The 23,672-nt window shown below is 67.4% G+C and carries 22 protein-coding genes; 13 read left to right on the forward strand and 9 right to left on the reverse strand.

Annotated features, from left to right (window positions below; translation table 11 throughout):
* Nucleotides 1-15 precede the first annotated feature (15 nt).
* From F3J15_RS13670 to mnmC, 4 genes are all read right to left on the reverse strand, one after another.
* Nucleotides 16-654, reverse strand: coding sequence for a MarR family winged helix-turn-helix transcriptional regulator (locus F3J15_RS13670; protein ID WP_034188191.1), 639 nt, complete (start codon nucleotides 652-654; stop codon nucleotides 16-18).
* A gap of 508 nt (nucleotides 655-1,162) precedes the next feature.
* Nucleotides 1,163-2,278: a YbdK family carboxylate-amine ligase gene (locus F3J15_RS13675; RefSeq protein WP_006490006.1), complete on the reverse strand. Its 1,116-nt coding sequence runs from the start codon at nucleotides 2,276-2,278 to the stop codon at nucleotides 1,163-1,165.
* Nucleotides 2,279-2,292: 14 nt separating this feature from the next.
* Nucleotides 2,293-3,507: a cation:proton antiporter gene (locus tag F3J15_RS13680; RefSeq protein ID WP_089444734.1), complete on the reverse strand. Its 1,215-nt coding sequence runs from the start codon at nucleotides 3,505-3,507 to the stop codon at nucleotides 2,293-2,295.
* Between the two features lie 671 nt (nucleotides 3,508-4,178).
* A complete protein-coding gene (gene mnmC, locus F3J15_RS13685; protein ID WP_166891649.1) occupies nucleotides 4,179-6,125 on the reverse strand; it encodes a bifunctional tRNA (5-methylaminomethyl-2-thiouridine)(34)-methyltransferase MnmD/FAD-dependent 5-carboxymethylaminomethyl-2-thiouridine(34) oxidoreductase MnmC in 1,947 nt (648 codons plus the stop codon).
* A 388-nt stretch (nucleotides 6,126-6,513) separates the two neighbouring features.
* Here mnmC and F3J15_RS13690 point away from each other — a divergent pair, with 388 nt between their 5' ends.
* On the forward strand, nucleotides 6,514-6,792 hold the full coding sequence (locus F3J15_RS13690) for an HU family DNA-binding protein (RefSeq protein WP_006401505.1): 279 nt from the start codon (nucleotides 6,514-6,516) through the stop codon (nucleotides 6,790-6,792).
* A 119-nt stretch (nucleotides 6,793-6,911) separates the two neighbouring features.
* Here the strand turns inward: F3J15_RS13690 and F3J15_RS13695 are convergent, their stop codons facing one another.
* Both F3J15_RS13695 and F3J15_RS13700 read right to left on the reverse strand, forming a co-directional pair.
* Nucleotides 6,912-8,225, reverse strand: a complete 1,314-nt coding sequence (locus F3J15_RS13695; protein ID WP_069246752.1) for a GTP-binding protein — start codon at nucleotides 8,223-8,225, stop codon at nucleotides 6,912-6,914.
* A 158-nt stretch (nucleotides 8,226-8,383) separates the two neighbouring features.
* Entirely contained in the window at nucleotides 8,384-8,833 is a 450-nt protein-coding gene (locus F3J15_RS13700; protein WP_069246751.1) for a lytic transglycosylase domain-containing protein, read from the reverse strand.
* 368 nt (nucleotides 8,834-9,201) lie between these two features.
* Here F3J15_RS13700 and gspD point away from each other — a divergent pair, with 368 nt between their 5' ends.
* The 3 genes from gspD to gspF are packed head-to-tail and all read left to right on the forward strand — an operon-like array spanning nucleotide 9,202 to nucleotide 14,250.
* Complete coding sequence (gspD, locus tag F3J15_RS13705) at nucleotides 9,202-11,532, forward strand: type II secretion system secretin GspD (RefSeq protein WP_069246750.1); 2,331 nt, start codon at nucleotides 9,202-9,204, stop codon at nucleotides 11,530-11,532.
* The gene (gspE, locus tag F3J15_RS13710) at nucleotides 11,529-13,028 is read left to right on the forward strand and encodes a type II secretion system ATPase GspE (protein WP_069246749.1); all 1,500 of its coding nucleotides are present in this window, start codon (nucleotides 11,529-11,531) and stop codon (nucleotides 13,026-13,028) included. Before gspD ends, gspE begins: the two co-directional genes overlap by 4 nt.
* 4 nt (nucleotides 13,029-13,032) lie before the next feature.
* Nucleotides 13,033-14,250, forward strand: a complete 1,218-nt coding sequence (gene gspF / locus F3J15_RS13715; protein WP_069246748.1) for a type II secretion system inner membrane protein GspF — start codon at nucleotides 13,033-13,035, stop codon at nucleotides 14,248-14,250.
* Between the two features lie 35 nt (nucleotides 14,251-14,285).
* Here the strand turns inward: gspF and F3J15_RS13720 are convergent, their stop codons facing one another.
* Nucleotides 14,286-14,696 (reverse strand): type II secretion system protein N, encoded by a 411-nt coding sequence (locus tag F3J15_RS13720; RefSeq protein ID WP_046550055.1) that lies wholly within the window; start codon nucleotides 14,694-14,696, stop codon nucleotides 14,286-14,288.
* 176 nt (nucleotides 14,697-14,872) lie between these two features.
* Here F3J15_RS13720 and gspG point away from each other — a divergent pair, with 176 nt between their 5' ends.
* Genes gspG through F3J15_RS13760 form a run of 8 tightly spaced genes read left to right on the forward strand, consistent with a single transcriptional unit; the run spans nucleotide 14,873 to nucleotide 20,833 of the window.
* The gene (gene gspG, locus F3J15_RS13725; protein ID WP_166891651.1) at nucleotides 14,873-15,325 is read left to right on the forward strand and encodes a type II secretion system major pseudopilin GspG; all 453 of its coding nucleotides are present in this window, start codon (nucleotides 14,873-14,875) and stop codon (nucleotides 15,323-15,325) included.
* A 38-nt stretch (nucleotides 15,326-15,363) separates the two neighbouring features.
* Entirely contained in the window at nucleotides 15,364-15,948 is a 585-nt protein-coding gene (locus F3J15_RS13730) for a GspH/FimT family pseudopilin (RefSeq protein ID WP_166891653.1), read from the forward strand.
* Between the two features lie 2 nt (nucleotides 15,949-15,950).
* Nucleotides 15,951-16,385, forward strand: coding sequence for a type II secretion system minor pseudopilin GspI (gene gspI, locus F3J15_RS13735; protein ID WP_089444793.1), 435 nt, complete (start codon nucleotides 15,951-15,953; stop codon nucleotides 16,383-16,385).
* Nucleotides 16,363-17,052, forward strand: coding sequence for a prepilin-type N-terminal cleavage/methylation domain-containing protein (locus F3J15_RS13740; protein WP_166891656.1), 690 nt, complete (start codon nucleotides 16,363-16,365; stop codon nucleotides 17,050-17,052). The genes gspI and F3J15_RS13740 overlap by 23 nt, the downstream gene beginning before the upstream one ends.
* A gap of 2 nt (nucleotides 17,053-17,054) precedes the next feature.
* Nucleotides 17,055-18,194, forward strand: coding sequence for a type II secretion system minor pseudopilin GspK (gene gspK / locus F3J15_RS13745; protein WP_166891658.1), 1,140 nt, complete (start codon nucleotides 17,055-17,057; stop codon nucleotides 18,192-18,194).
* A gap of 26 nt (nucleotides 18,195-18,220) precedes the next feature.
* Nucleotides 18,221-19,510, forward strand: a complete 1,290-nt coding sequence (gene gspL / locus F3J15_RS13750; protein WP_166891661.1) for a type II secretion system protein GspL — start codon at nucleotides 18,221-18,223, stop codon at nucleotides 19,508-19,510.
* A complete protein-coding gene (locus F3J15_RS13755) occupies nucleotides 19,507-20,013 on the forward strand; it encodes a type II secretion system protein M (protein WP_069249188.1) in 507 nt (168 codons plus the stop codon). Before gspL ends, F3J15_RS13755 begins: the two co-directional genes overlap by 4 nt.
* 31 nt (nucleotides 20,014-20,044) lie before the next feature.
* Nucleotides 20,045-20,833, forward strand: a complete 789-nt coding sequence (locus F3J15_RS13760; protein ID WP_166891662.1) for a type II secretion system protein N — start codon at nucleotides 20,045-20,047, stop codon at nucleotides 20,831-20,833.
* Nucleotides 20,834-20,863: 30 nt separating this feature from the next.
* Here the strand turns inward: F3J15_RS13760 and F3J15_RS13765 are convergent, their stop codons facing one another.
* Both F3J15_RS13765 and F3J15_RS13770 read right to left on the reverse strand, forming a co-directional pair.
* The gene (locus F3J15_RS13765) at nucleotides 20,864-22,435 is read right to left on the reverse strand and encodes an efflux transporter outer membrane subunit (RefSeq protein WP_166891665.1); all 1,572 of its coding nucleotides are present in this window, start codon (nucleotides 22,433-22,435) and stop codon (nucleotides 20,864-20,866) included.
* A 276-nt stretch (nucleotides 22,436-22,711) separates the two neighbouring features.
* On the reverse strand, nucleotides 22,712-22,996 hold the full coding sequence (locus F3J15_RS13770; protein ID WP_011350474.1) for a multidrug ABC transporter ATPase: 285 nt from the start codon (nucleotides 22,994-22,996) through the stop codon (nucleotides 22,712-22,714).
* Between the two features lie 174 nt (nucleotides 22,997-23,170).
* Here F3J15_RS13770 and F3J15_RS13775 point away from each other — a divergent pair, with 174 nt between their 5' ends.
* Nucleotides 23,171-23,662, forward strand: a complete 492-nt coding sequence (locus F3J15_RS13775; RefSeq protein ID WP_069246739.1) for a MarR family transcriptional regulator — start codon at nucleotides 23,171-23,173, stop codon at nucleotides 23,660-23,662.
* Nucleotides 23,663-23,672: the final 10 nt, after the last annotated feature.

Genomic DNA, 23,672 nt, shown 5'->3' on the forward strand with positions numbered 1-23,672 from the left:
GTCGATCGACGGACGTCAGCCGGCGAAAATCTTCCAGGTCTTCTTCTGCGTCGCCGCGTCGGCCTCTTCCTGCACCGAGCAGTCGAGACGCAGATCGCTGTCGGACATCGAGATGTCGAGCGCCGCGCAGTGATGCACGGTCTTCTTCGACAGCTTGCCCGGCTGGAAGTGGGCGCACGTCAAGCACATGCGCTGCGGCGGCGTCGCACCGGCCACCTGCAGTTCGCGCAGCGTCTTCAGCAGCGCGCGATACAGTGTGCCCTGCTCGTCCGCGCCGAGCTTGCCGACCGCTTTCGTCAGGAATTCAGGCCATTGCAGCGCCTTCTTCGCGGCCGTCCGGCCACGGGCCGACAGGCGCACGGCCAGTGCGCGGCCGTCGTCCAGCGCACGGCGCTTCTCGACGAGACCCTTCGTCTCGAGCGTGCTCACCGCATCGCTCGTGGTCGCCGCGGTCAGCTGCGTCTCGCGCGCGATCTCGCCGAGCCGCATCGGGCCCTTGCGCTGCAGCAGCAGCACGAGAATCTCGCCCTGCGTCGGCGTGAGGCCTGCGCCTTCCGCCCAATCCCATGCCTGGCTTCGCATGGCCGTACTCAACCGCAGCAGGCTGTGGGTCACACGTCCCGAAGCCTGATTCCCGTAAACGCCTTCGCTCATAGTCTTTTCGCTTTGCCGCCGCCCGGTTTGCCGAGCGGCCGTAGTGTGGAGATCGAATGTCTATCTCAAAACAGACATGCTCTTGCGAGTATGTCAGCACGGCCGTCGCGAGGGCACACGCGGCGGTCGCGTTCGCGGCGACCGGTAAGACACGCGTCGTTCCGGTGTCCGCAAAGCCGACATTCTAAGCGAGAGCGGAAAATCGCACAGCTAAGTTATCCCCTTCATTCTGTGGAAAATCACTGGATAACCAAAATTTTTCGTTGTGCCTGCAATGTCGAACGCCCGCCGAACGGTGCACGAGGGCATTTTCCTGTTCGGATCGGCCATCGGGCCAACCGCAATGATCCACCGGGTTATCCCGTGCACAGATCGTTGACTTTGCAGCGGAATATCCAGTTATCCACAGATTTTCAGGACAACCGGCAACGATTTCGGCGGCAATCGCGGCCGCCGGTCGTTCAGTGAATCGCGATTCGGTCGACCCCGTAATCTGCAAAACATTTTTTCACTCGCGCCACCGTAAGCACTGCTGGCGGACCGTCTCATTGAGCGATTTTTCCTGTTTGAAAACGGTTCTCAACCACGATGCGTCGTTCACGCGCGCCTTGGCGAGCGCGCCGATCTCGTCGAGCGCCGCACGCGAGCCGAGCGCGGCAGCATGCGGCGCGATCCGGTCGAGCGTGTCGAGGATGTCTTCGGCGATCGTGCGGCGCTCGCCCGTCTGAGGATTCACGCAGGTGCCCTCGAGCCCGAAGCGGCACGCCTCGAAACGGTTGAACGTGTAGACGAGGTAGTCGTCCTCGGACAGCTTCAGCGGCCGGTCGGTCAGCAGGTAGCGCGCGAGCGTCTGGATGTAGCAGGCGATCGCCGCCGCGCGGTCGACCGACAGCGGCGTGTCCATCACGCGCACCTCGATCGTCCCGTAGCCGGGCTTCGGCCGGATGTCCCAGTAGAAGTCCTTCATCGAGTTGACGACGCCGGTGTTCACCATCTTCGTGAAGTACTCCTCGAAGCTGTCCCAGGTCAGCACGAACGGCGCGCGGCCCGACAGCGGGAACGCGAACACCGAATTCAGGCGTGCCGAATGGAAGCCGGTGTCGACGTTCTGCACGAACGGCGACGACGCGGACAGCGCGATGAAGTGCGGAATGAAGCGCGACATCGAGTGCAGCAGGAACAGCGCGCTGTCGGGATCGGGGCAGCCGATGTGCACGTGCTGGCCGAACACGGTGAACTGCTTCGCGAGATAGCCGTACAGCTCGGAGATGTACTGGAAGCGCGGCGCATCGTAGATCTGCCGGTCGCTCCATTGCTGGAACGCATGCGTGCCGCCGCCGGCCAGCCCGACGTTGAGCTGGTCGGCCGCCTTCACGAGCACGTCGCGGATCGCATGCAGCTCGCTCACCGCCTGCTCGTGCGAATGGCAGATGCCGGTCGACAGCTCGATCATGCTCTCGGTGATTTCCGGCGTGATGTTGCCCGGGAAGGTCTCGCCCTGGATCAGGCGCATCAGGTCGGAGGCCGCTTTGGTCAGGTCGTAGTTGTGCGTGTTGACGACCTGGATCTCCAGTTCGACGCCGAACGTAAACGGCTCGGAATTGACGAAGGTTTCGAGTGCCATGGCAGGTTCCGGAATCAGTTGCCGTCGCTGCGTTCACCGACCGCCGACAGGCAGCGGTACACGATGAACGGGCTGACGAGCTGCAGGATCACGATCGTGCACATCACGATCGCGCGCAGGTGCGGGTCGAAATTCGGATAGAGCTGGTAGGTGTCGTCGACGAGCAGGTATGACAGCGCGGACATCGGCGTGAGCGCGATGCCGAGCGCGATGCCCTGCTTCATCCCGATGCCGCTCGGCTTCGCGAACGCGACGACGCCGGCCAGCTTCGCGACGAGCCGCGTGACGATCAGCACGATCGCGAGCAGCCCGCCGAGCGCGATGTCGCCCCACGTGAACGACGTGAGCGTGAGCACGAACAGGACCACCGTCAGCAGCCAGCCGGCCGTGCCGAAGTGCTCGGGCCACAGTTGCGGACGTGCTTCGAGATTCTTCACGATGATGCCGGCGAGCAGCAGCGTAAGCAGCGTCGACAGCTTCAGCGCCTGGGCGACGGCGATCGCGAGCATCACGAGCCCGAACAACGCAACGAACGAATGCTCGTCGCGCATCGTCGCGGTCATGTGGCGGAACAGGTAGTTGCACGAACGCGCAACGACATACGCGACGATGAACGAACCGATGAGCAGGTAGAGCGGCTGCAGGATCGTCGCGAAAACGTTGCCGTACGCTTCCTGGTGGAGCCAGCCCGTCACCAGCTTGGTCAGCACGATCGCATAGACGCTGTTGAGCGCGGTGAGCGTGATGAGGCGTTGCGACACCTGCCCTTCCGCGCGCAGTTCGGTCTTCAGCTGGATCACCATCGACGGCGACGTCGCGATCGCGATCGCCGACAGCACCAACGCGACCATCCCCGACACACCGAGCCCGAGCATCACGAACAGCACCAGCACGAACGTCAGCGTGGCTTCGGCGAGGCTCGACGCGACGAGCCACGGATTGCGCCGGATCCAGCGCAGGTCGAGACGGCTGCCGAGCTCGAACAGCAAGAGGCCGAGCGCGACGTCGATCAGCAACCGGGACGTTTCGTCGGTGCTTGCATCGATCACGCCGAACCCGAACGATCCGGCGATGAGACCGATCACCGCATAACCGGTGATGCGAGGCAGACGCCATGCGCGATAGCAAAGCTCGCCACACAGGCCGGCCGCAAACAACGCGAGCCCGGCCCAGAACACGGCATCCGGCGTAAGCGGCCAGTTGGGCAGGAATGAGAACGCCGACTTCATCGTGGTGACTTCTCCTTTGGAAGCAACCGCCAGCGACGCGGGGTCAAGCGTCAGAAATGGATACGCGCCGGCTGGGTATCGCCCCGAATGTGATTGTTGTGTCGACGACGGCGGGACATGGGATCCGCCTTTTCCACCACAGGGCGGAAAGTCGTTCAGGTTGCCGATCTGGATTGTCGGCCTGGTGTGTGAACGGACTGCGCAGTCTCGAAGATTCAGATTCGAAATCGTGCCGACCGTTCCATTGAAGCATGTCCGGCGCCTGGCCGGATGAACGCGAAGGAAACCGATTGTGCCACAGCTTTTTCGGTCTGGAACCCATTGAATCGACTCGCGGCGCTGTGCGGCACCGCAGGTCTTTGGTTTCAAAGGTTTACTTGTATATATACGTAGTAGAAGTTAACAAAGGACGCACAGTTCTGTGGATAACTTCGGTTTACGTCGACAGATCAAGGCGTTGCAGAGCCGATAACCCGTTGCACAGACTGTTCGTGCACAGAGGTTTGAGTTGAGCAACTTTCGGGCCTCTTCAAAGCTGTGCCGAGTTGCCCAGTTTACGTCCACTGTGATTACACACGAAGCGCGCGCGGATTTCGCGCGGTTATCCACAGCGTCGAGTGGATAACCTTGCGCGAAAAAGTCGGGAAACTGTGAGCGGCTCGGGTGAGCGGTCAGCCGGCCTGGCCGACGCGGCGCGCGCGCAACGCGCGGATCAGGAAGCGTGCGGGGTCGACGGCATCGGCAAGTTCGCGTTCGAGCGGCCAAGGCTCGCCTTCGAGTTGCGAGGCGATCAGTTCGGCGCCGAGTGCCGCCCATACGAGGCCGCGCGAGCCGAAGCCGAATGCGCCGTAGAGTCCGGGCATGCGTGGCAGGTCGCGCGCCTGCGCACCGATCAGCGCGCGTGCCTTGGCGATGGCGCCCGCTTCGTCCGCGAGCGGGCCGAGCAGCGGCAGGCGGTCGCCGACGACCCAGCGGAACGCAACGCGGCCACGCAGTGTGTCGGGATCCGGCAGGTCGCCGATCAGGCCCGGCAGCAGATGCCGTACGCGCTCGATATTTTCGAGGTGGCCGGCCGCGCGCATCGCGGCATCGACGTCGTCGGGTTCGAACGTCGCGCCGATCAGCAGCGTGCCGTCGTCGAGCGGCACCGCGTAACCGTCGCCGATCGTCGGGCACGGCAGCGGTGCCGTGCTGCCGGCCGGCAGCAACGTGAGCTGGCCGCGCACCGGTTGCAGCGCGACATGTTGCAGCCCGGCGAGACGCGCGGCGTCGCCGGCATTCGCCAGCACGACGACGGGCGCTTCGGCCAGCGTGCCGCCCGCATCGTCGAGTGCATGCCACGCGTCGCCCCGCCGTTCGAGTCGTGCAACGCGGGTGGACGCGAGCAAGCGCACACGCTCGCCGGCCGCCGCGTATTGGGCCGCGCAAAGGCCGGCCGGCCAGACGGCGCCGCCGTGCGGAAACAGCAGGCCGCCCTGCGCGACCGGCAGGTTCAGATGCGCGCGCGCGGCCTCGACGTCGAGCAGCGAGACATAGTCGGACGGCGCACCGAACGCATCGAATGCCTCGCGCATCCGTTCGAAGTCGTCAGCGGATTCCGCGAGATGGATCATCCCGTGCGTGCTGCGCGCGAATGCATGGCCCGCGCGTTCGAGTGCGCGCCAGCGTGCGATCGCGTGCAGGAAGCCGCCGCGCGTGAGCCGGCTCGCGACGTTGTCGTCGCGTGTCATCAGCGGGTGGAATACACCGGCCGGATTGCCCGACGCTTCGCTCGCGATCCGCTCGTGCCGCTCGATCAGCGTGACTTCCCAGCCGCGCGCGGCCAGACGCTCGACGACCGCGCAGCCCGCCAGCCCCGCGCCGATCACGATCGCGCGGCGCGTCGCAACAGGCAGCGCGAGCGGCGGCTCGTGCCGGCGCGCGCGCCAGCGCGGCGCATATTCGCCGACGAGCAGATCGTCGACCTCGCGATACGTGAAACCCGATTGGCCGAGTGCGTGCTTCAACGCGTTCGAACCCGCATGCGCTGCAAACGTGGCATGTTCGCCGGCGATTTTCGAGAGCACGCGGACCACGTCGGCCGATGGGAGATCCGCGTCGCTCGAGGACGCGAAGCGGTCGAGACAGAACGCGTCGGCGCGCGCGACGATCTTCCCCAGCATGTCGATCGCATCGCCGAACGCAAGCGTGAGCACCACGCGCCCTTCGTCGAATTCGAGCCGATGAAGGCCCGGTACGAGCATCGGCCACGCGTCGGCAAGTGCATCGACATCCGTCGATATGGTTGTGTCCGCAACGATATGCAAAGCGGCGCGGCGCAGGTCGTCGCGTGAGAACGGATGCGGTTCGACTGCGACAAAATGCAGCCGCTCGCAGCGCGCGGGATCGTCGCGCCATGCGGCCCAGGCCGCGAGGAAGCTGCCGCCCGCGCCGAATCCGGTCGCCACGATCGTGAACGTGCGGCGGCCCTGCCAGCGTGCCGGCAGCCCGTTGCCCGCGACGAACATGCGATGCGCGAGCGCGCCTGATGCGCCGCGATGGAGATCGGCGAACTCGGGCGAGACGAGCGTGCCGTCGTCGCGGCGCGCGAGCGTGGCGGGAACAAGTCGGTCGGTCATGCGAAACAAAAAACGTGGCAGCCAAGCCTGGCAAGGGATTGCGCGGGGCCGTCCGACCGGTCGTTGGAAAAAGCCAACGGCGCGGCGCACGGGCGGACCACGCTGCGTATCCTGTCCGGTTGGCGCTGGTCAAAAAACGGGCAGTCAGTGATTCATTCGGCGAAATACCAATGAAAATCTTTGAAACCCTTGTCGTTATTGGGTTTGCGCTGCGCTATCATAGCAACGCCGTACCGCGGGGTGGCCACCGGCTCACCGGAGGGCGCGTCGCGCGGGCCAGGATTCGGCGCTGTGTCGTCGGAGTCTGACTCTCGACGGCACGGTTCGCGCACGTATAATCGGCGCGTTCGCGCTGTTCGTGTCAACCTAACCTGATAAAGGAACCTTAATGAACAAACAGGAACTGATCGACGCCGTCGCCGCCCAAACGGGCGCCAGCAAGGCTCAAACCGGCGAAACGCTGGACACGCTGCTCGAAGTCATCAAGAAGGCCGTGTCGAAGGGTGATGCGGTTCAGCTGATCGGCTTCGGCAGCTTCGGTTCGGGCAAGCGCGCAGCACGTACGGGCCGCAACCCGAAGACCGGCGAAACCATCAAGATCCCGGCAGCCAAGACGGTCAAGTTCACGGCTGGCAAGGCGTTCAAGGACGCCGTCAACAAGCGTTAAACCAGCGCCTGTTCCAAGAAAAACCCGCCTTTCGGCGGGTTTTTTGTTGGGCGCACGCAGCATTTTCGCCACAGTCCGCGCCCCTCTTGCAAGATTTAACGGTTGTTTTTTACAACGCGTTACGCGTGCACGATCTGCGTGTCGCCGTGATCGTCGTCGTCGTGCGAATCGACATCCCACGCCGGGAACGGGTCGTCGAACGCCTGCCATCCGGCCGCGCCGAGCGCGAATTCCGCATCGGTCAGTAGGCATGCATCGAGCTTCGCGCGCCATGCATCCGCGTCGAGCGCGATGCCGATCAGCACGAGTTCCTGCCGGCGATCGCCCACTGCGCGATCGTCGAGATCGCCGTGCCATTCGGCGCGGATTTCACCGAGCAGCTCGTCGTCGTCCGGCCATTCCGCGCGATCCTGCGCGGCCCACCAAAGCCCCGCCGGGCCATGCCGGCATACGCCGCCCGCCTGCGACAGCGAACCCGCGATGTCGTTGCGCGTCGCGAGCCAGAAGAAGCCCTTGCTGCGCAGCACGCCCGGCCACTCCTGATGCAGCAGTGCCCAGAGTCGCGCCGGATGAAACGGCCGGCGCGCGCGGTAAACAAAATTGCCGATCCCGAATTCGTCGGCTTCGCCGTGCACGTGCGCATGATGTTCGTCATGGCAGTCGGGGTCGTCGCAATGCGTGCGATCGTGATCGAGCGACGCGAGCCAGCCCGGCGCGTTCGCGGCCTCGTCGAAATCGAAACGGCCCGTGTTCAGCACTTCGTCGAGCGGCACGTTGCCGAACGTCGACACGACCTGGTGCGCGCGCGGGTTGAGTCGCGCGAGGATGTGCTGCAGGCGGGCAAGGTCGTCCGCGGCGACGAGGTCGGCCTTGTTGATCACCAGCACGTCGCAGAATTCGATCTGCTCGATCAGCAGCTCGACGAGCGTGCGGTCGTCCTCTTCCGATGCGGCGATGCCGCGCGTCGCGAGTGCATCATCCGAGCCGTAGTCGCGCAGGAAGTTGTAGGCATCGACCACGGTGACGAGCGTGTCGAGCCGCGCGATTTTCGACAGCGACGTGCCGTCATCGTCGACGAACGTGAAGGTTTCGGCGATCGGCATCGGCTCCGCGATGCCGGTCGATTCGATCATGATCGCGTCGAAGCGGCCTTCCGACGCGAGCGTGCGGATCTCGACGAGCAGGTCGTCGCGCAGCGTGCAGCAGATGCAGCCGTTCGACATCTCGACGAGGCGTTCCTCGACGTGCGACAGCGCCTGCGCGTCGCGCACGAGCGAGGCATCGATGTTGACCGCCGCGAGATCGTTGACAATCACGGCGACTTTCAGGCCCGCGCGATTCGCGAGGATGTGATTGAGCAGCGTGGTCTTGCCGGCGCCGAGGAAACCGGACAGCACGGTGACGGGCAACGGCTGGTTCATTGCCGGATTCATAGCGATATGCACCAACGGAAAAATTGAAAAAGCGGCCGCGACGCCCTTCCGGGGCGCGATCGTCCCGCGGGCGGGCGAAATGCGGCGTGAGATCCGCATTGTGCATCAAACGCGCGCCGGCCGGCCGGTACCGGGTCAGGCCGCGCTGCGGCGCGGCGTCACTGCACGGGCGGCAGCAGCTTCCACTGCGTCAGGATGCCGGCGATCTGCCGCGCATACTTGTCGCGCAGCGACGGGGTTTCCGAATGATAGGCGCCGACCGCCTGCCACGTGTTGCCGTAACGGTTCATCTTCTGCTTGAGATGCCACGCGGCGATATAGACGTTCTTGCACGGCTCCATCAGCGTGTCGCGGCCGATCCCATAGCGCGACAGCGTCGGCAGGTGGATCGAATTGATCTGCATCAGGCCGTAGTCGACCGAGCCGTTCGTGTTCTTGTTCAGCGCGCCGGGCCGGTTGCGCGACTCCTGCCACGCGATCGCGCGCAGGATCAGCGGATTGACCTGCTGATATTTAGCTGCTTCGTCGAAACAGTCCGCGCGAGCGTTCGCGCTGGCGAAATACCCGCCGGCGGCGATCAACACGATCGAAACGAACCGTCTGTTCATGGTGCGAAATCGACAAGAAAATGCGTGAGGGTCGGGAAAACCCGTGCCTGTTATTCGTGCGACGAGAAACGTGCCGCCCGTATCATACCGGCAGTCCGTCAGCTTGCGACATACAGGAATACGGCCGCCCGGTTATACCGCATTTCCGTGTCGGTTCATCGTGAAATGGGGGCGAGGACCGCATGCGCCGAGAATAGCGTCGAATCTTACAGATTGCATACGGTTCGCCGGATACATGTCGTATGTGAGACAGTCCTCGGATCAATGTGATATTTCGGACATGAAAAACTGCTAATGTCGCCTCTTTCGGACTTGGATCCCAGCACTACCGCCGGAAGTGGCCTGAGCCGGCATCGACCCATTCATCCATGACAAGAAATCGCTTCGTTATGCGGCGTGTCGCCACGACCCTGATCGTCGCCGGCATCATCGTTTCGCAGGCCGCCTACGCTCAGGTCACGCTCAATTTCGTGAATGCGGATATCGACCAGGTCGCCAAGGCGATCGGCGCCGCAACCGGCAAGACCATCATCGTCGACCCTCGTGTGAAGGGGCAGCTCAACCTCGTGGCCGAACGGCCGGTGCCGGAAGACCAGGCGCTGAAGACGCTGCAGTCGGCGCTGCGCATGCAGGGCTTCGCACTCGTGCAGGATCACGGCGTGCTGAAGGTCGTGCCCGAGGCCGACGCGAAACTGCAAGGCGTGCCGACCTACGTCGGCAATGCGCCGCAGGCGCGCGGCGACCAGGTGATCACGCAGGTATTCGAGCTGCACAACGAATCGGCGAACAACCTGCTGCCCGTGCTGCGGCCGCTGATCTCGCCGAACAACACGGTCACCGCCTATCCCGCGAACAACACGATCGTCGTGACCGACTACGCGGACAACGTGCGGCGCATCGCGCAGATCATCGCCGGCGTGGACAGCGCCGCGGGCGCGCAGGTGCAGGTCGTTCCGCTGCGCAACGCGAACGCGATCGACCTCGCCGCGCAACTGCAGAAAATGCTCGACCCGGGCGCGATCGGCAACAGCGACGCCACGCTGAAGGTGTCGGTCACGGCCGACCCACGCACCAACTCGCTGATGCTGCGCGCATCGAGCGCGTCGCGCCTCGCGGCCGCCAAGCGGCTCGTGCAGCAGCTCGACGCGCCGAGCGGCGTGCCGGGCAACATGCACGTCGTGCCGCTGCGCAACGCCGATGCGGTGAAGCTCGCGAAGACGCTGCGCGGGATGCTCGGCAAGGGCGGCGGCAGCGACAGCGGCTCGTCGGCGTCGTCCAACGATGCGAACAGCTTCAACCAGAGCGGCGGCTCGTCGTCGAGCGGCAACTTCTCGACCGGCACGTCCGGCACCCCGCCGCTGCCGTCGGGCGGCCTCGGCGGCTCGTCGTCCTCGTCCGGGTATGGCGGCGGCTCGTCCGGCGGTGGCCTCGGCACCGGCGGCCTGCTCGGCGGCGACAAGGACAAGAGCGGCGACGACAACCAGCCGGGCGGGATGATCCAGGCCGACTCGGCCACCAACTCGCTGATCATCACCGCGTCCGATCCGGTGTACCGGAACCTGCGCTCGGTGATCGACCAGCTCGACGCACGGCGCGCGCAGGTCTATATCGAAGCGCTGATCGTCGAGCTGAACTCGAATACGTCCGGCAACCTCGGCATCCAGTGGCAGGTCGCGAGCGGCCAGTTTCTCGGCGGCACGAACCTGAGCCCCCAGCTGGGTATGGGCAATAGCATCGTCAATCTGACGACGGGCTCGGCGGGCACCACCGGGGCCGGCCTGGCGGCCAACCTGGCTACGCTGACCCCAGGCCTCAACATCGGCTGGCTGCACAACATGTTCGGCGTGCAGGGGCTCGGCGCGCTGCTGCAATACTTCGCGGGCGTGAACGACGCGAACGTGCTGTCGACGCCGAACCTGATCACGCTCGACAACGAGGAAGCGAAGATCGTCGTCGGCCAGAACGTGCCGATCCCGACCGGCTCGTATTCGAACCTGACGAGCGGCAATACGAACAATGCGTTCAATACCTACGACCGTCGCGACGTCGGCCTGACGCTGCACGTGAAGCCGCAGATTACCGACGGCGGGATCCTGAAGCTGCAGCTCTATACCGAGGATTCGGCGGTCGTCAGCGGCACGACGAACGCGCAGACCGGCCCGACCTTCACGAAGCGCTCGATCCAGTCGACGATCCTGGCCGACAACGGCGAGATCATCGTGCTCGGCGGCCTGATGCAGGACAACTACCAGGTATCGAACAGCAAGGTGCCGCTGCTCGGCGACATTCCGTGGATCGGTCAGCTGTTCCGTTCGGAATCGAAGCTACGCGCGAAAACCAACCTGATGGTGTTCCTGCGCCCGGTGATCATCTCCGACCGCAGCACCGCGCAGGAAGTCACGGCCAACCGCTACGACTATATCCAGGGCGTGTCGGGCGCGTACAAGTCGGACAACAACGTGATCCGCGACAAGGATGATCCGGTCGTCCCGCCGATGCCGATCGGTCCGAGCCAGGGCGGCACGCCGGCTGGCAACCTGTTCGATCTCGACAAGATGCGTCGCCAGCAGCTGCAGCGCCAGGTGGCGCCGGTGCCGGCCCAGCCGTTGCCGGAAGCGACGCCCGCGCAGCCGCAGAGCGTGCCGCAGCAGGCCGTGCCGCAACAGCCGCTGACGGCGACGCCGGGAGCGTCGCAGTGAGCGACGTGCACGCCTCTTCCGCCCACGACGGCGCGCCGGGCGAACGGCAGCCGCCGTCGCCGCTCGCTGCGCGACTGTTGCCGTACGGCTTCGCGAAGAGCGGCCAGGTGCTGATCGCGCACCAGCTCGACGACACGCTCGAGGTGTGGATCAGCGAACGCACGAGCGACGCCGCGCTCGCGGAAATCGCGCGCAACTTCGGCTCGATCTCCGTGCATCGCGTGCCGGCCGACGAGCTCGCGCAGGCGATCAACCATGCGTACGCACGCCAGGACGGCAGCGCCGCGCAGGTGGTCGGCGAGGTTGAAGGCGAAGTCGACCTGTCGCGGCTGATGCAGGACATCCCCGAAGTCGAGGATCTGCTCGAATCGGAAGACGACGCGCCGATCATCCGGATGATCAACGCGCTGCTCACGCAAGCGGCGCGCGAACAGGCGTCGGACATCCACATCGAGCCGTTCGAGAACGCCTCGGTCGTGCGCTTTCGCGTCGACGGCACGCTGCGCGACGTCGTGCGGCCGAAGAAGGCGCTGCACGGCGCGCTGATCTCGCGGATCAAGATCATGGCGCAGCTCGACATCGCCGAGAAGCGCCTGCCGCAGGACGGCCGCATCACGCTGCGCGTCGGCGGGCGGCCGGTCGACGTGCGGGTGTCGACGCTGCCGACCGGGCACGGCGAGCGCGCGGTGCTGCGTCTGCTGGAAAAGGATGCGCAGCGGCTGAACCTCGAAGCGCTCGGGATGGGCCGCGACACGCTCGTGCAGTTCGACAAGCTGATCGCGCGCCCGCACGGCATCGTGCTCGTCACGGGCCCGACGGGTTCGGGCAAGACGACCACGCTGTATGCGTCGATGTCGCGGCTCGAAACCGCGACGACCAACATCATGACCGTCGAGGACCCGATCGAATACGACCTCGGCGGCATCGGCCAGACGCAGGTGAACGAGCGGATCGGGATGACCTTTGCCCGTGCGCTGCGCTCGATCCTGCGCCAGGATCCGGACGTGATCATGATCGGCGAAATCCGCGACCTCGAAACCGCGCAGATCGCGGTGCAGGCATCGCTGACGGGCCACCTCGTGCTCGCGACGCTGCACACGAACGATGCGGCCTCGGCCGTCACGCGTCTGACCGACATGGGCGTCGAACCCTACCTGCTCGCGTCGTCGCTGCTCGGCGTGCTCGCGCAGCGGCTGGTGCGGCAGCTCTGCCCCGTCTGCAAGGAAGAACGCCAGGAAGAAGGCCGCACCGTGTGGCATCCGGTCGGCTGCGACAAGTGCGGGCATTCGGGTTATTCGGGCCGGCGCGGGGTGTACGAGCTGCTGCTGGTCGACGAGTCGATCCGCTCGCTGATCCACCGCAATGCGGCCGACGCGGAGATCCTCGCCGCCGGCCGTGCGGAAGGGATGCGCACGCTGCGCGACGACGCCGAGCGCTGGCTCGCGTCGGGCGCGACGTCGCTCGAGGAAGTGCTGCGCGTGACGGGAGGCGCATAGCGCGATGCCGGCATTCCGTTTCGAAGCAATCGATTCGGCGGGACGCGCGCAGAAAGGCGTCATCGATGCCGACAGCGCACGTGCCGCGCGCGGCCAGCTGCGTACGCAGGGGCTCACGCCGCTCGTCGTCGAGCCGGCCGCCAGCGCGACGCGCGGGGCGCGGTCGCAGCGGCTCGCGTTCGGCCGCAAGCTGTCGCAGCGCGAACAGGCGATCCTCACGCGCCAGCTCGCGAGCCTCCTGATCGCCGGGCTGCCGCTCGACGAGGCGCTCGGCGTGCTGACCGAGCAGGCCGAGCGCGACTACATCCGCGAACTGATGGCCGCGATCCGCGCCGAAGTGCTCGGCGGCCATTCGCTCGCGAATGCGCTGGGCCAGCATCCGCGCGATTTCCCGGAAATCTATCGTGCGCTCGTCGCGGCCGGCGAGCACACCGGCAAGCTCGGCATCGTGCTGTCGCGCCTGGCCGACTACATCGAGCAGAGCAACGCGCTGAAGCAGAAGATCCTGCTGGCGTTCACGTATCCGGGGATCGTCACGCTGATCGCATTCGGCATCGTCACGTTCCTGCTGAGCTACGTGGTGCCGCAGGTCGTCAACGTATTCGCGAGCACGAAGCAGCAGCTGCCCGTGCTGACGATCGTGATGATGGCGCTGTCGGATTTCGTGCGGCACTGGTGGTGGGCGATCCTGATCGCGGTGGTGCTCGTCGTGTGGTTCGTGAAGGCGACGCTGTCGCGCGACGGGCCGCGCCTCGCATTCGACCGCTGGGTGCTCACCGCACCGCTCGCGGGCAAGCTCGTGCGCGGCTACAACACGGTGCGTTTCGCGAGCACGCTCGGCATCCTCACCGCGGCGGGCGTGCCGATCCTGCGCGCGTTGCAGGCGGCCGGCGAGACGCTGTCGAACCGCGCGATGCGCGCGAACATCGACGACGCGATCGTGCGCGTGCGCGAAGGCTCCGCGCTGTCGCGCGCGCTGAACAACGTGAAGACGTTTCCGCCGGTGCTCGTGCACCTGATCCGTTCCGGTGAAGCGACGGGCGACGTGACGACGATGCTGGATCGCGCGGCCGAAGGCGAAGCGCGCGAGCTCGAGCGTCGCACGATGTTCCTGACGAGCCTGCTCGAGCCGCTGCTGATCCTGGCGATGGGGGGCATCGTGCTCGTGATCGTGCTGGCCGTGATGCTGCCGATCATCGAGCTGAACAACATGGTGCAGTGACGGCCTGACCGCAGGTCGGGCCGTCGCCTTCGGCTTCAGCGCACGTAGATCGCCGGGGACGGCGTATTGGCGGGCAGCTGGACTTCGGTGCGGGCGCCGTTGCGCTCGACGATGATCGAGCGGGGGCGGACTTCGGCGAGCTTCGCGCCGGACGTGACGTCCGCGCCGAGCGACACGGCACGCGGCGGTTCGCCACCGACACCGATGATCGCGGCACCGCCGTGGTCGAGCGCGAGGATGCCGAACAGGTGGATGTCCTGCACGGGATTCTTGTCGAGCTGACCGCCGAAGAGCGCCGCGGCGTCCTCGGTGCGGATCGGCAGCCGCGCGGCGGCGGCGGGCAGCGGCGCTTCGCGGGCGGACAGCGTGACGACCCAGTAGGTGGCCGTCGCGCACAAACCCGCGAAGAGGGCTAGGGAGAGGATCCGGATCGAGAGCGCGTTCATGCGCGCTATTGTACGGATGTATATGAAATTTGCGTTGGGTGAAAGCCCTCGGCAATGCGCGCCTTACAATGCGTGCTCCGCGCCCGCGGGTTCGGAAGGTTGCCGTCAGGCCATCGTCCGGTGCGCCGGGTGCGTCACTCAAACCACGACATTTTTTTGGAAAGAGGTAGTCAGTCATGCAAACGTGGATCACTCGCCGCAACGCGGCCGTGCGTCGTCAGCGCGGTTTCACGCTGATCGAGATCATGGTGGTGGTCGCGATCCTCGGGATCCTGGCGGCGCTGATCGTGCCGAAGATCATGAGCCGCCCGGACGAGGCACGCCGCATCGCCGCGAAGCAGGACATCGGCACGATCATGCAGGCGCTCAAGCTGTACCGTCTCGACAACGGGCGCTACCCGACCCAGGATCAGGGCCTGAACGCGCTGATCCAGAAGCCGTCCACCGATCCGATTCCGAACAACTGGAAGGACGGCGGCTATCTCGAGCGCCTGCCGAACGATCCGTGGGGTAACAGCTACAAGTACCTGAACCCGGGCGTGCACGGCGAGATCGACGTGTTCAGCTACGGCGCCGACGGCAAGGAAGGCGGCGAAGGCAACGACACCGACATCGGTTCGTGGCAATAAGCGCTCACTGACCGGCCCGACGCTTCGTTCCCTTCTTCATGCTCGCCACTCGCACGACCTTCCGCTGCGGCCGCGATTGCCGTGTGCGTCGCGGCGCGGCTTCGTCCGTGCCGGTGCGTGCCGACGGCGGGCAGGCATTGCGTGGTGCGCGGCGTCATCGCGCGCGCGGCTTCACGCTGCTCGAAATGCTGGTCGTGCTCGTGATCGCGGGGCTGCTCGTGTCGCTCGCGTCGCTGTCGCTCACGCGCAATCCGCGCACCGACCTGCGCGAGGAAGCGCAGCGCATCGCGCTGCTGTTCGAGACGGCCGGCGACGAAGCGCAGGTGCGTGCCCGGCCGATCGCGTGGCAGCCGACCGCGCACGGCTTCCGTTTCGACGTGAGCTCGCCCGACGGCTGGCGCACGCTGCGCGATGACCTGCTGCGCCCGCGCGACTGGGACGGTGGCGTCACCGGCGCCGACATCGACTATCCGGGGGCCGGCCAACCGGGGTCCGATACGCATGCGAATCGCGTCGTGTTCGGTACCGAGAGCATCGACACGCCGGTGCGCGTGACGCTGCATTCGGCGGTCGGCAGCGCGACGATCGTCAGCACCGGCAATGGCCGCTACGAGGTGCAATGACGATGCGTCGTCGCTTGCCCTTCCCCGTTGCTTCATCGCGCCGCCCTTCCCCGACGGGACTTTCTTCGCGTCGCGGTTTCACGATGATCGAGGTGCTGGTCGCGCTCGCGATCATCGCGGTCGCGCTCGCCGCGTCGATCCGCGCGGTCGGCACGATGGCGACCAACGCGTCCGATCTTCATCGCCGCCTGCTCGCCGGCTGGAGCGCCGACAACGCGCTCGCGCAGATGCGGCTCACGCACGCGTGGCCGGAGATCGGCGAACAGAGTTTCGACTGCTCGCAAGGCAACGTGCAGCTCGTCTGCACGCAGCGCGTGAGCACCACGCCCAACCCGGTGTTCCGGCGCGTGCGGATTTCGGTGAGCATGCCCGGGCACACCGGCGTGCTCGCGCAGATGGTGACGGTGGTCGCGAATGAAACCAGCCGCCCGCTCTGACGCGCCGATGCGACGCCCGCTCGCCCGCCCCGCCCGCGGCTTCACGCTGATCGAGCTGATGATCGCGATCGCGATCCTCGCGGTGGTCGCGATCCTCGCGTGGCGCGGGCTCGACCAGATCATGCGCGGTCGCGACAAGGTCGCGGCCGCGATGGAAGACGAGCGCGTGTTCGCGCAGATGTTCGACCAGATGCGCATCGACGCGCGGCTCGCCGCGACCGACGACGAGGCCGGCCAGCCGGCGATCGGCGTGGCCGGCAATACGCTGCAGATCGTCCGCGAACTCGAGGTGCCGGGTGTGGCGCCGCGGCTGCAGGTGGTCCGCTACCGGATCGCCGGCGGGCGCGTCGTGCGCTATGCGTCGCCGCCGATCGACGACGCGAACCGGCTGCGCGGCATGCTGAAGGACAGCAGCGTCGAAGGCTGGAGCTGGGTCGCCCTGATGGGCGGCGTCGGCGCGATCGACGCGAAGCTGTACGTGCCGCGCGTGGGCTGGACCACCAACCTGCAGACGGCCGACGAAGCGCTCGCGCAGAACAACGATGCGCTCAAGGTGCCGCAGATCGGCAACGCGCCGCCTGCTCGCGCGGTGACGGGGCTGCAGGTCAGCATCGGCGCGACGTCGCTGCGCGTGCCGGTCACGCGCATCTTCCTCGTCGGGGAATGACGATGCGCGCGCGCCCTCCCCGCTCATTGCTTTGCGCCCGCGCCCGCGCCGGCGGTCGCGCACGGGCACGCGGCCGCCAGCGCGGCGCGGCGATCATCACCGCGTTGCTGGTCGTCGCGCTGTCGGCGATCCTCGTCTCGGGGATGCTGTGGCGCCAGCAGGTGCAGATCCGCCGGATCGAGAACCAGCGCGTGATCGCGCAGGCGCAGTGGGTCGCGCGCGGCGCGCTCGACTGGACGCGGATGATCCTGCGCTCCGAAGGCGACACGGCGCCCGGCATCACGTATCTCGGCGGCATCTGGGGCGTGCCGATCGCGAAGACGAAACTGTCGGACTTCCTCGGCCGGATCGGTGCGCCCAACGACACCGGCGGCGAAGACACCTATATCTCCGGCTCGATCGAGGATGCGCAGGCGAAGTTCAACCTGCGCAACCTCGTGGCGTCGCCGGCGCCCGGCGTGCTGCAGTTGAACGTCACGCAGGTCCAGGCGTTCCAGCGCCTGCTGACGACGCTCGGCTACGACGGCGCGTTCGCGAAGCGCATCGCGCTGCAGGTGCGCGCGAGCCTGCTGAATTCGGCGACGCGCTTCCAGATGCCGACGCTGCCGGGTGGCGGCACGGCGCCGCCGGTCACCGCGCCGGTGACGACCGATCAGCAAGGCGGCGGCGGCTTCACCGACGATCCCGGCATGACGGGCGGCGATCGCGGGCCCGCGCCGCTGATGATGACGGGCGTCGACAGCCTGCTCGACGTCGACGGCGTGACGCCCGAGATGGTCGCGCGGTTGCGCCCGTTCGTCACCGTGCTGCCGACCACGACGCCCGTGAACATGAACACCGCGCCGGCCGAGGTCATTGCGGCGCTGATGCCGGGGATGAGCGTGTCGTCCGCGCAGGCGCTCGTGTCGCGCCGCGAGACCGTGTTTTTCCGCAACGTCGCCGACGTGCAGCTCGCGCTGCGCGGCGCCGGTGCGCCACCGAACGTGACGCCCGACTCGAGCCTCGTCGACGTCAATTCGAGCTATTTCATCGTGCATGGCCGGATCCAGCATGACCGGGCGGAGGTCGATCGCACCTCGCTCGTGTATCGTGATCCGACCACGCACTCGACACGGGTCGTGCGCATCCGCGACCAGCTATAACGACGCCAATCGGGAGAGGAGCTCTTGTGAGCACGTTGATTGTTTCTTTGCCGCCGCGCGAGCCTGCCGTGCCGTTGCAGGAATGGCAGTGGCCCGAGCTGCCGTTCACGCTCGTCGACAAGGCCGGCCACGTGCAGCGCGCCGGCCGCGCCGCGCTTGCGTTGCTGCCGCGCGCGAATGCGACGGTGCTGATCGTCGCCGCGCGCGACGTGCTGCTGCTGGCCGCGACCGTGCCGCCGCTGAAGGGACCGAAGCTGCGCCAAGCGCTGCCCAACATCGTCGAGGATCAGCTGATCCAGGATCCGCTCGGCTGCCATATCGCGCTCGATCCGGACGCGCTGCCCGACGGGCGCCGCGTGCTGGCCGTCGTCGATCGCGCGTGGTTCCGCACGATCTGCGAAGCGTTCACGGCGGCCGGCCACCGGCACCTGAGCGCGGTGCCCGCGACCCGCTGCCTGCCGGCGCCGCACGTGTCCGCCGCGCCGGCCGACAGCGAAGTCGACGCCGCCGCGGTTGCCGCCGCCGCCGTCGAGGGGGCACCCGCCCGGCCGGCGACGGTGGCCGCGGGGGGCGGGCCGGCGGCGCCGCCCGTCACGGTATCGAGCACGAGCACGGTCTTGCCCGCGTCGCGCGCGGCCGGCACGCTGGCCGCGCTCGCGGGTGGCGGCGACGTCGAACTGTACGAACTCGGCGAACCGGGCGCGGAGCCGCGGCTCGCATCGGTCGGCCGCACCGACGGCGGCCCGCTGCTGCCGGGTGCCGCTCCGCTGTCGTTCGACGCGTTCGCGCGGCGCGCGCTGACCGAGAAGTTCGACCTGTGCCAGTTCGAATTCGAATCGCAGCCGTGGCGCTTCGACCGCGCGACGGTGAAGCGCCTGCGCGTGCCGCTCGCCCTCGTCGCGGCGACGCTCGGCGTGGCGGTGATCGGGATGAACCTGCACTGGTGGAAGCTGTCGCGCGAGCGCGATGCGCTGTCCGCGCAGATCACCGAGACGCTGCTGTCCGCATTCCCGAAGACGACGACGGTGCTCGATCCGCCCGCGCAGATGCAGCGCCAGCTCGACCAGTTGCGCCTGGCTGCCGGCGAGCTGTCGCCGAACGATTTCCTCGCGCTGTCGAGCGGGCTGTCGCGTTCGATGGGCGCGCTGCCGCTGAACGGCATCGCGTCGCTCGACTATCACGACCGGAAGCTCGACGTCGGCTTCAAGCCGGAGGTCAAGGTCGATCCCGATTTCACGCAGCGCCTCGCGCGTAACGGACTGTCCGGCGAAGTCGACAGCAATACGGGCAAATGGACGATCCGGAGCCGCTCATGAAGACGGAACAACTGAACCAGACGCTGGCCCAGTTCTGGGGCGAGCGCTCACAGCGCGAAAAGATGCTGCTCGGCTGGGGCGGCGCCGTGCTGGCGGTCGCGATCGCGTATTCGGTGCTGTGGTCGCCCGCGCAGGAAGGCCGCGCGCGGATCCAGCGCGAGCTGCCGACGATGCGCCGCGAGCTGGCGCAGATGACCGCGCAGGCGAACGAGGCGAAATCGCTGACGGCTGCCGCGCAGGGCGTCGCGCCGACCGGCCTCGCGCTGAAGGACGCGCTGACCGCGTCGCTGTCCGATCACGGGCTGCAGGGCGCGCAGGTGCAGATCGTCGGCAACGGCGTACAGATCCAGATGAAGAACGTGTCGTTCCCGGCGTGGACGCAGTGGCTCGACGATGCGCGCCGGCAGTTCAAGGTGCAGGTCGGCGAGGCGCATGCCACCGCGCTGAAGGACGACGGCCAGGTCGACCTGACGGCCGTGATGCAACCGTCTACGCAGAAATGACGCAGTGGATGACGCAAGTGGCGGTCGGCCGATGAGGCCGGGATTGAAGCGGCTCGCCACCGCATTGCCGTGGGTACTGGCGGGTGGCCTGGCGACGGCGGTGACGCTCGTCGCGCTCGCGCCGGCCGCATGGATCGCGCCGCAGTTCGCGCGCGCGACCGGCGGGCACGTGAATCTCGTCGATCCCGACGGGTCGCTGTGGCACGGCTCGGGCACGCTGATGCTCGCGCCGGGGGCCGACCAGAGCGCGGCGACGCTGCTGCCGGGCCGGGTCGAATGGACCACGGGCTTCTGGCCGCTGCTGACCGGGCGCGTGCAGATGCGCATGCGGCAGACCGAGGCGATGCCCGAGGCGGTCACGCTCGATGCGACGTGGCGCGGCGCGGTGCTGTCGGCGGGCACGATGGCCGTGCCCGCGTCGCTGCTCGCCGGGCTCGGCACGCCGTTCAACACGCTCGACCTGCAGGGCGACGTGCGGCTCGGCTGGAGCGACTGGCGCCTGATCGGCAACAACGCGTTCGGCCAGCTGACGGTGACGATCGATTCGATGAGTTCGCGCGTCTCGCGCGTGAAGCCGCTCGGTTCGTACCGTGCGGTGCTGCAGGCGAAGGGAGCCGGCGCCGATCTGGACCTGTCGACGTCGCAGGGCCCGCTGTTTCTCGACGGCCACGGCACCTTCGGCCCGGGCGAGGGATCGTTCCGCGGCACCGCGCACTCGGCGCCCGAGCAGCAGGCGAACCTCGCGGGGCTGCTGAACCTGCTCGGCCACCCCATCGGCAACAATGAGGTGTCGCTGATCTTCGGCGACGCGCAGCGCTGACGCGCGCGTCACCCTTTCCTTCCTACTTTTCTACTTTTGCGCGAGCGGCGCGGCGACCGCCGGTGCGGTGGCCGCGGGCGCGGCCGCGCCGGACGCCGGCACGGGTGCAGGTGCCGCCACGTCGCCGTTCTCGCGCGCCATCTCCGCGACGTTCCAGCCGCCGCCGAGCGCCTTCACGAGCCCGACCGACGACGTCATCCGCTGCCCGGCGATCGTCGCGAGCTTCTGCTGCGCGGTGAACGCGGTGGTCTGCGCGGTCAGCACGTTCAGGTAGGCGACCGTGCCGGCCTTGTACTGGTTCGTGACGATCGCGAGCGCATGCTCGGCGCTGTCGACGGCCTGCCGCTGCACGTCGATTTCCTGCGCGAGGATGCGCTGCGACGCGAGGTTGTCCTCGACGTCCTGGAACGCGGTGAGCACCGCGAGGCGGTACGCGGCGACGTCCTGGTCGTAGGTCGCCCGCGCGGCGTCGGTCTGCGCGGCGCGCAGCCCGGCGTCGAACAGCGTGGCCGCGAGCTGCGGGCCGACCGTCCAGAAGCGGGCCGGCAGCGTGAACAGCTGCGACCACACCGAGCTCTGGAAGCCGCCGGTGGCCGACAGCGTGAGCGTCGGGAAGAACGCGGCGATCGCGACGCCGATCTGCTCGTTCGCGGCCGCCGCACGGCGCTCCGCCGCCGCGATGTCGGGGCGGCGCTCGAGGATCGCGGACGGCACGTCGACCGGCGTGATCGGCGGCTCGGCCGTGAGCGGATTCGGCGGCAGCGAGAAGGTCGACGCCGGTTCGCCGATCAGCGTCGCGATCGCATGCTCGTACTGCGCGCGGGCCACGCCGTTGTCGATCGATGCGGCCTGCGCGCTCTGCAGCTGCGTCTGCGCCTGGATCACGTCCGCGCGCGCGGCAACGCCCTGCGCGTACTGGTTCTGCGTGAGCTTCAGCGACTGTTCGTACGACTTCACGGTGTCGTCGAGCAGCTTCTGCAGCGCATCGGACGTGCGCAGCTGGAAGTAGGTCTGCGCGAGCAGCGCCTGCTGCGACAGCCGCGCGTTCGCGAGATCGGCCGCGGCGGCGGCTTCGCCGGCGCGCTGCGCGCTGACGGTACGGCTCACCTTGCCCCACAGGTCCGGTTCCCAGCTCGCGTCGAGGCCGACGCTGTAGCTGTTGTTGATCGACCCGGTCGATCCGCTGCCGAAGCTCGACGACGAACCCGACGACACCGATGTGCGCGGCGTACGGGCGCGCGAGCCCGATGCCGTCAGCCCGACGGTCGGGAAATACGCGGCACGCGCCTCGGTGACGAGCGCGCGCGCCTGCCGGTACGCGGCCGCCGATTGCGCGATGGTCTGGTTCGACGCGTTGAGCCTGCCGATCAGCGCATCGAGCTGCGGATCGTTGTAGACCGTCCACCACGCGCCGCGGTCGGTGCGGTCGGCGGGCTGCGCGACCTTCCAGCCGGCCGGCGCTTCCTTGTAGGCGGCGGGGATCGACGTGTCGGGCCGGTGATAGTCGGGCCCGACGGCGCAGCCGGCGAGCAGCACGGCCGTCGCGATGGCGACGGCGGCGCTCAGCGGGCGAAGGGCGCGCGGGAGGGGGGCGTACGGCATGGTGGTTTTCCTGTCTGGGCGCGACGTCCGGCGAGCGGCGTCGCGCGATGCGGTCGTCGTGCCGCTGGCGGACAAATGGTAACTGACGGCGGGAAAGCTGCGCAGCCCCAAGGGTACGGCGCGCGGCGACAGGAATGTGTTACCGGCGCGAGCGGCCGGTTTACCGGCCATTACGGCTGGCGGGCGGGAAGACGGGTGTGCGACGCCGGCCGTGCGGGGCGCGGCCGGCGCTCGGTCCTCAGTCGGAGCAGTCAGGAAGGCGGGCGGCGCGCGACGTCAGTGGCAGCGCGCGGGCAGCGGGAGCGGCTCGGCGGCGGACCGCCATGTCGACGGCTCCGTCGCGGCCGGCTGGCCCGTGCGGCGAGCGCCGTCTTTCGCGTTGCGCTGCCGGCGATGATCGAACCATGCGAACCCGAGCGCCGCGAGCGAGCCGCCCGGGACCACCAGCATCGTCACGTACAGCGCGATCTTCCAGCCGCGGTGCGGCCCGGAAAACGCATGATGAGCGGTATCGGTCAGGTTGCGGCGCAGCGCACCGGCGGCATTTTTCAGGAACAGCATCGCGAACATCCTCGGGGTGCCCGCAGCGCGGGCGCATCGGTCAGAACATAGTCTCCGGCAGTGCAACATGCACGTCGTAACTGGTTGCCTCAAATAATATTGACTAAGCAATTAATTTTCAAGATACTGGGCGCGTTTAAATCTGAAACGCACTATTGCTGCGTGCGCAATCGCATGACCGGCGGCCTCTACGATCCCGAGAACATCGCGCTGGAAACGAGCCTCGGCTATTACCTGTCGAAGGCGAAGCAGGCGCTCGTCGAGCGGATGGACCGTGCGCTCGAGCCCCTCGACCTCACCGCGCAGCAGATCGGCGTGATCCTGCTGTTGTCGCGCGGCTACGCGCGCACGCCGTTCGAGCTGTCTCGCAAGATGTCGTACGACAGTGGGTCGATGACGCGGATGCTCGACCGGCTCGAACGCAAGGGGCTGGTCGCGCGCTCGCGCAGCGAGCAGGACCGTCGGATGATCGAGCTGACGCTGACCGAACGCGGCGCCGAAGCCGCGCGTGCGCTGCCGTCGCTGATCGCGACCGCGCTCAACGCGCAGCTCGACGGCTTCTCGGCCGACGAGCTCGCGACGCTCACCGGCCTGTTGCAGCGCTTCATCGCCAACGGGCCCGGCTCGACCGGTTGCCCGAAACCCGACGACGAAGCGGACAGCTGATGTGCGCAGA

Origin of the sequence: Burkholderia sp. Ap-955, from assembly GCF_011753045.1 — a bacterium.
In the GTDB taxonomy this organism is placed as follows: domain Bacteria; phylum Pseudomonadota; class Gammaproteobacteria; order Burkholderiales; family Burkholderiaceae; genus Burkholderia; species Burkholderia lata_D.

Excerpts from the sequence above, each read along its gene's own strand:
- F3J15_RS13700 (WP_069246751.1), bottom strand. The coding sequence starts at position 8,833 with ATGAACAGACGGTTCGTTTCGATCGTGTTGATCGCCGCCGGCGGGTAT.
- F3J15_RS13755 (WP_069249188.1), top strand. The coding sequence starts at position 19,507 with ATGAAGACGGAACAACTGAACCAGACGCTGGCCCAGTTCTGGGGCGAG.
- F3J15_RS13765 (WP_166891665.1), bottom strand. The coding sequence starts at position 22,435 with ATGCCGTACGCCCCCCTCCCGCGCGCCCTTCGCCCGCTGAGCGCCGCC.
- F3J15_RS13770 (WP_011350474.1), bottom strand. The coding sequence starts at position 22,996 with ATGCTGTTCCTGAAAAATGCCGCCGGTGCGCTGCGCCGCAACCTGACC.
- F3J15_RS13680 (WP_089444734.1), bottom strand. The coding sequence starts at position 3,507 with ATGAAGTCGGCGTTCTCATTCCTGCCCAACTGGCCGCTTACGCCGGAT.
- F3J15_RS13775 (WP_069246739.1), top strand. The coding sequence starts at position 23,171 with ATGACCGGCGGCCTCTACGATCCCGAGAACATCGCGCTGGAAACGAGC.
- gspK (WP_166891658.1), top strand. The coding sequence starts at position 17,055 with ATGCGCGCGCGCCCTCCCCGCTCATTGCTTTGCGCCCGCGCCCGCGCC.
- gspF (WP_069246748.1), top strand. The coding sequence starts at position 13,033 with ATGCCGGCATTCCGTTTCGAAGCAATCGATTCGGCGGGACGCGCGCAG.
- F3J15_RS13690 (WP_006401505.1), top strand. The coding sequence starts at position 6,514 with ATGAACAAACAGGAACTGATCGACGCCGTCGCCGCCCAAACGGGCGCC.
- gspD (WP_069246750.1), top strand. The coding sequence starts at position 9,202 with ATGACAAGAAATCGCTTCGTTATGCGGCGTGTCGCCACGACCCTGATC.
- F3J15_RS13675 (WP_006490006.1), bottom strand. The coding sequence starts at position 2,278 with ATGGCACTCGAAACCTTCGTCAATTCCGAGCCGTTTACGTTCGGCGTC.
- F3J15_RS13670 (WP_034188191.1), bottom strand. The coding sequence starts at position 654 with ATGAGCGAAGGCGTTTACGGGAATCAGGCTTCGGGACGTGTGACCCAC.
- F3J15_RS13740 (WP_166891656.1), top strand. The coding sequence starts at position 16,363 with ATGAAACCAGCCGCCCGCTCTGACGCGCCGATGCGACGCCCGCTCGCC.
- F3J15_RS13730 (WP_166891653.1), top strand. The coding sequence starts at position 15,364 with ATGCTCGCCACTCGCACGACCTTCCGCTGCGGCCGCGATTGCCGTGTG.
- mnmC (WP_166891649.1), bottom strand. The coding sequence starts at position 6,125 with ATGACCGACCGACTTGTTCCCGCCACGCTCGCGCGCCGCGACGACGGC.
- gspI (WP_089444793.1), top strand. The coding sequence starts at position 15,951 with ATGCGTCGTCGCTTGCCCTTCCCCGTTGCTTCATCGCGCCGCCCTTCC.
- F3J15_RS13695 (WP_069246752.1), bottom strand. The coding sequence starts at position 8,225 with ATGAATCCGGCAATGAACCAGCCGTTGCCCGTCACCGTGCTGTCCGGT.
- F3J15_RS13760 (WP_166891662.1), top strand. The coding sequence starts at position 20,045 with ATGAGGCCGGGATTGAAGCGGCTCGCCACCGCATTGCCGTGGGTACTG.
- F3J15_RS13720 (WP_046550055.1), bottom strand. The coding sequence starts at position 14,696 with ATGAACGCGCTCTCGATCCGGATCCTCTCCCTAGCCCTCTTCGCGGGT.
- gspG (WP_166891651.1), top strand. The coding sequence starts at position 14,873 with ATGCAAACGTGGATCACTCGCCGCAACGCGGCCGTGCGTCGTCAGCGC.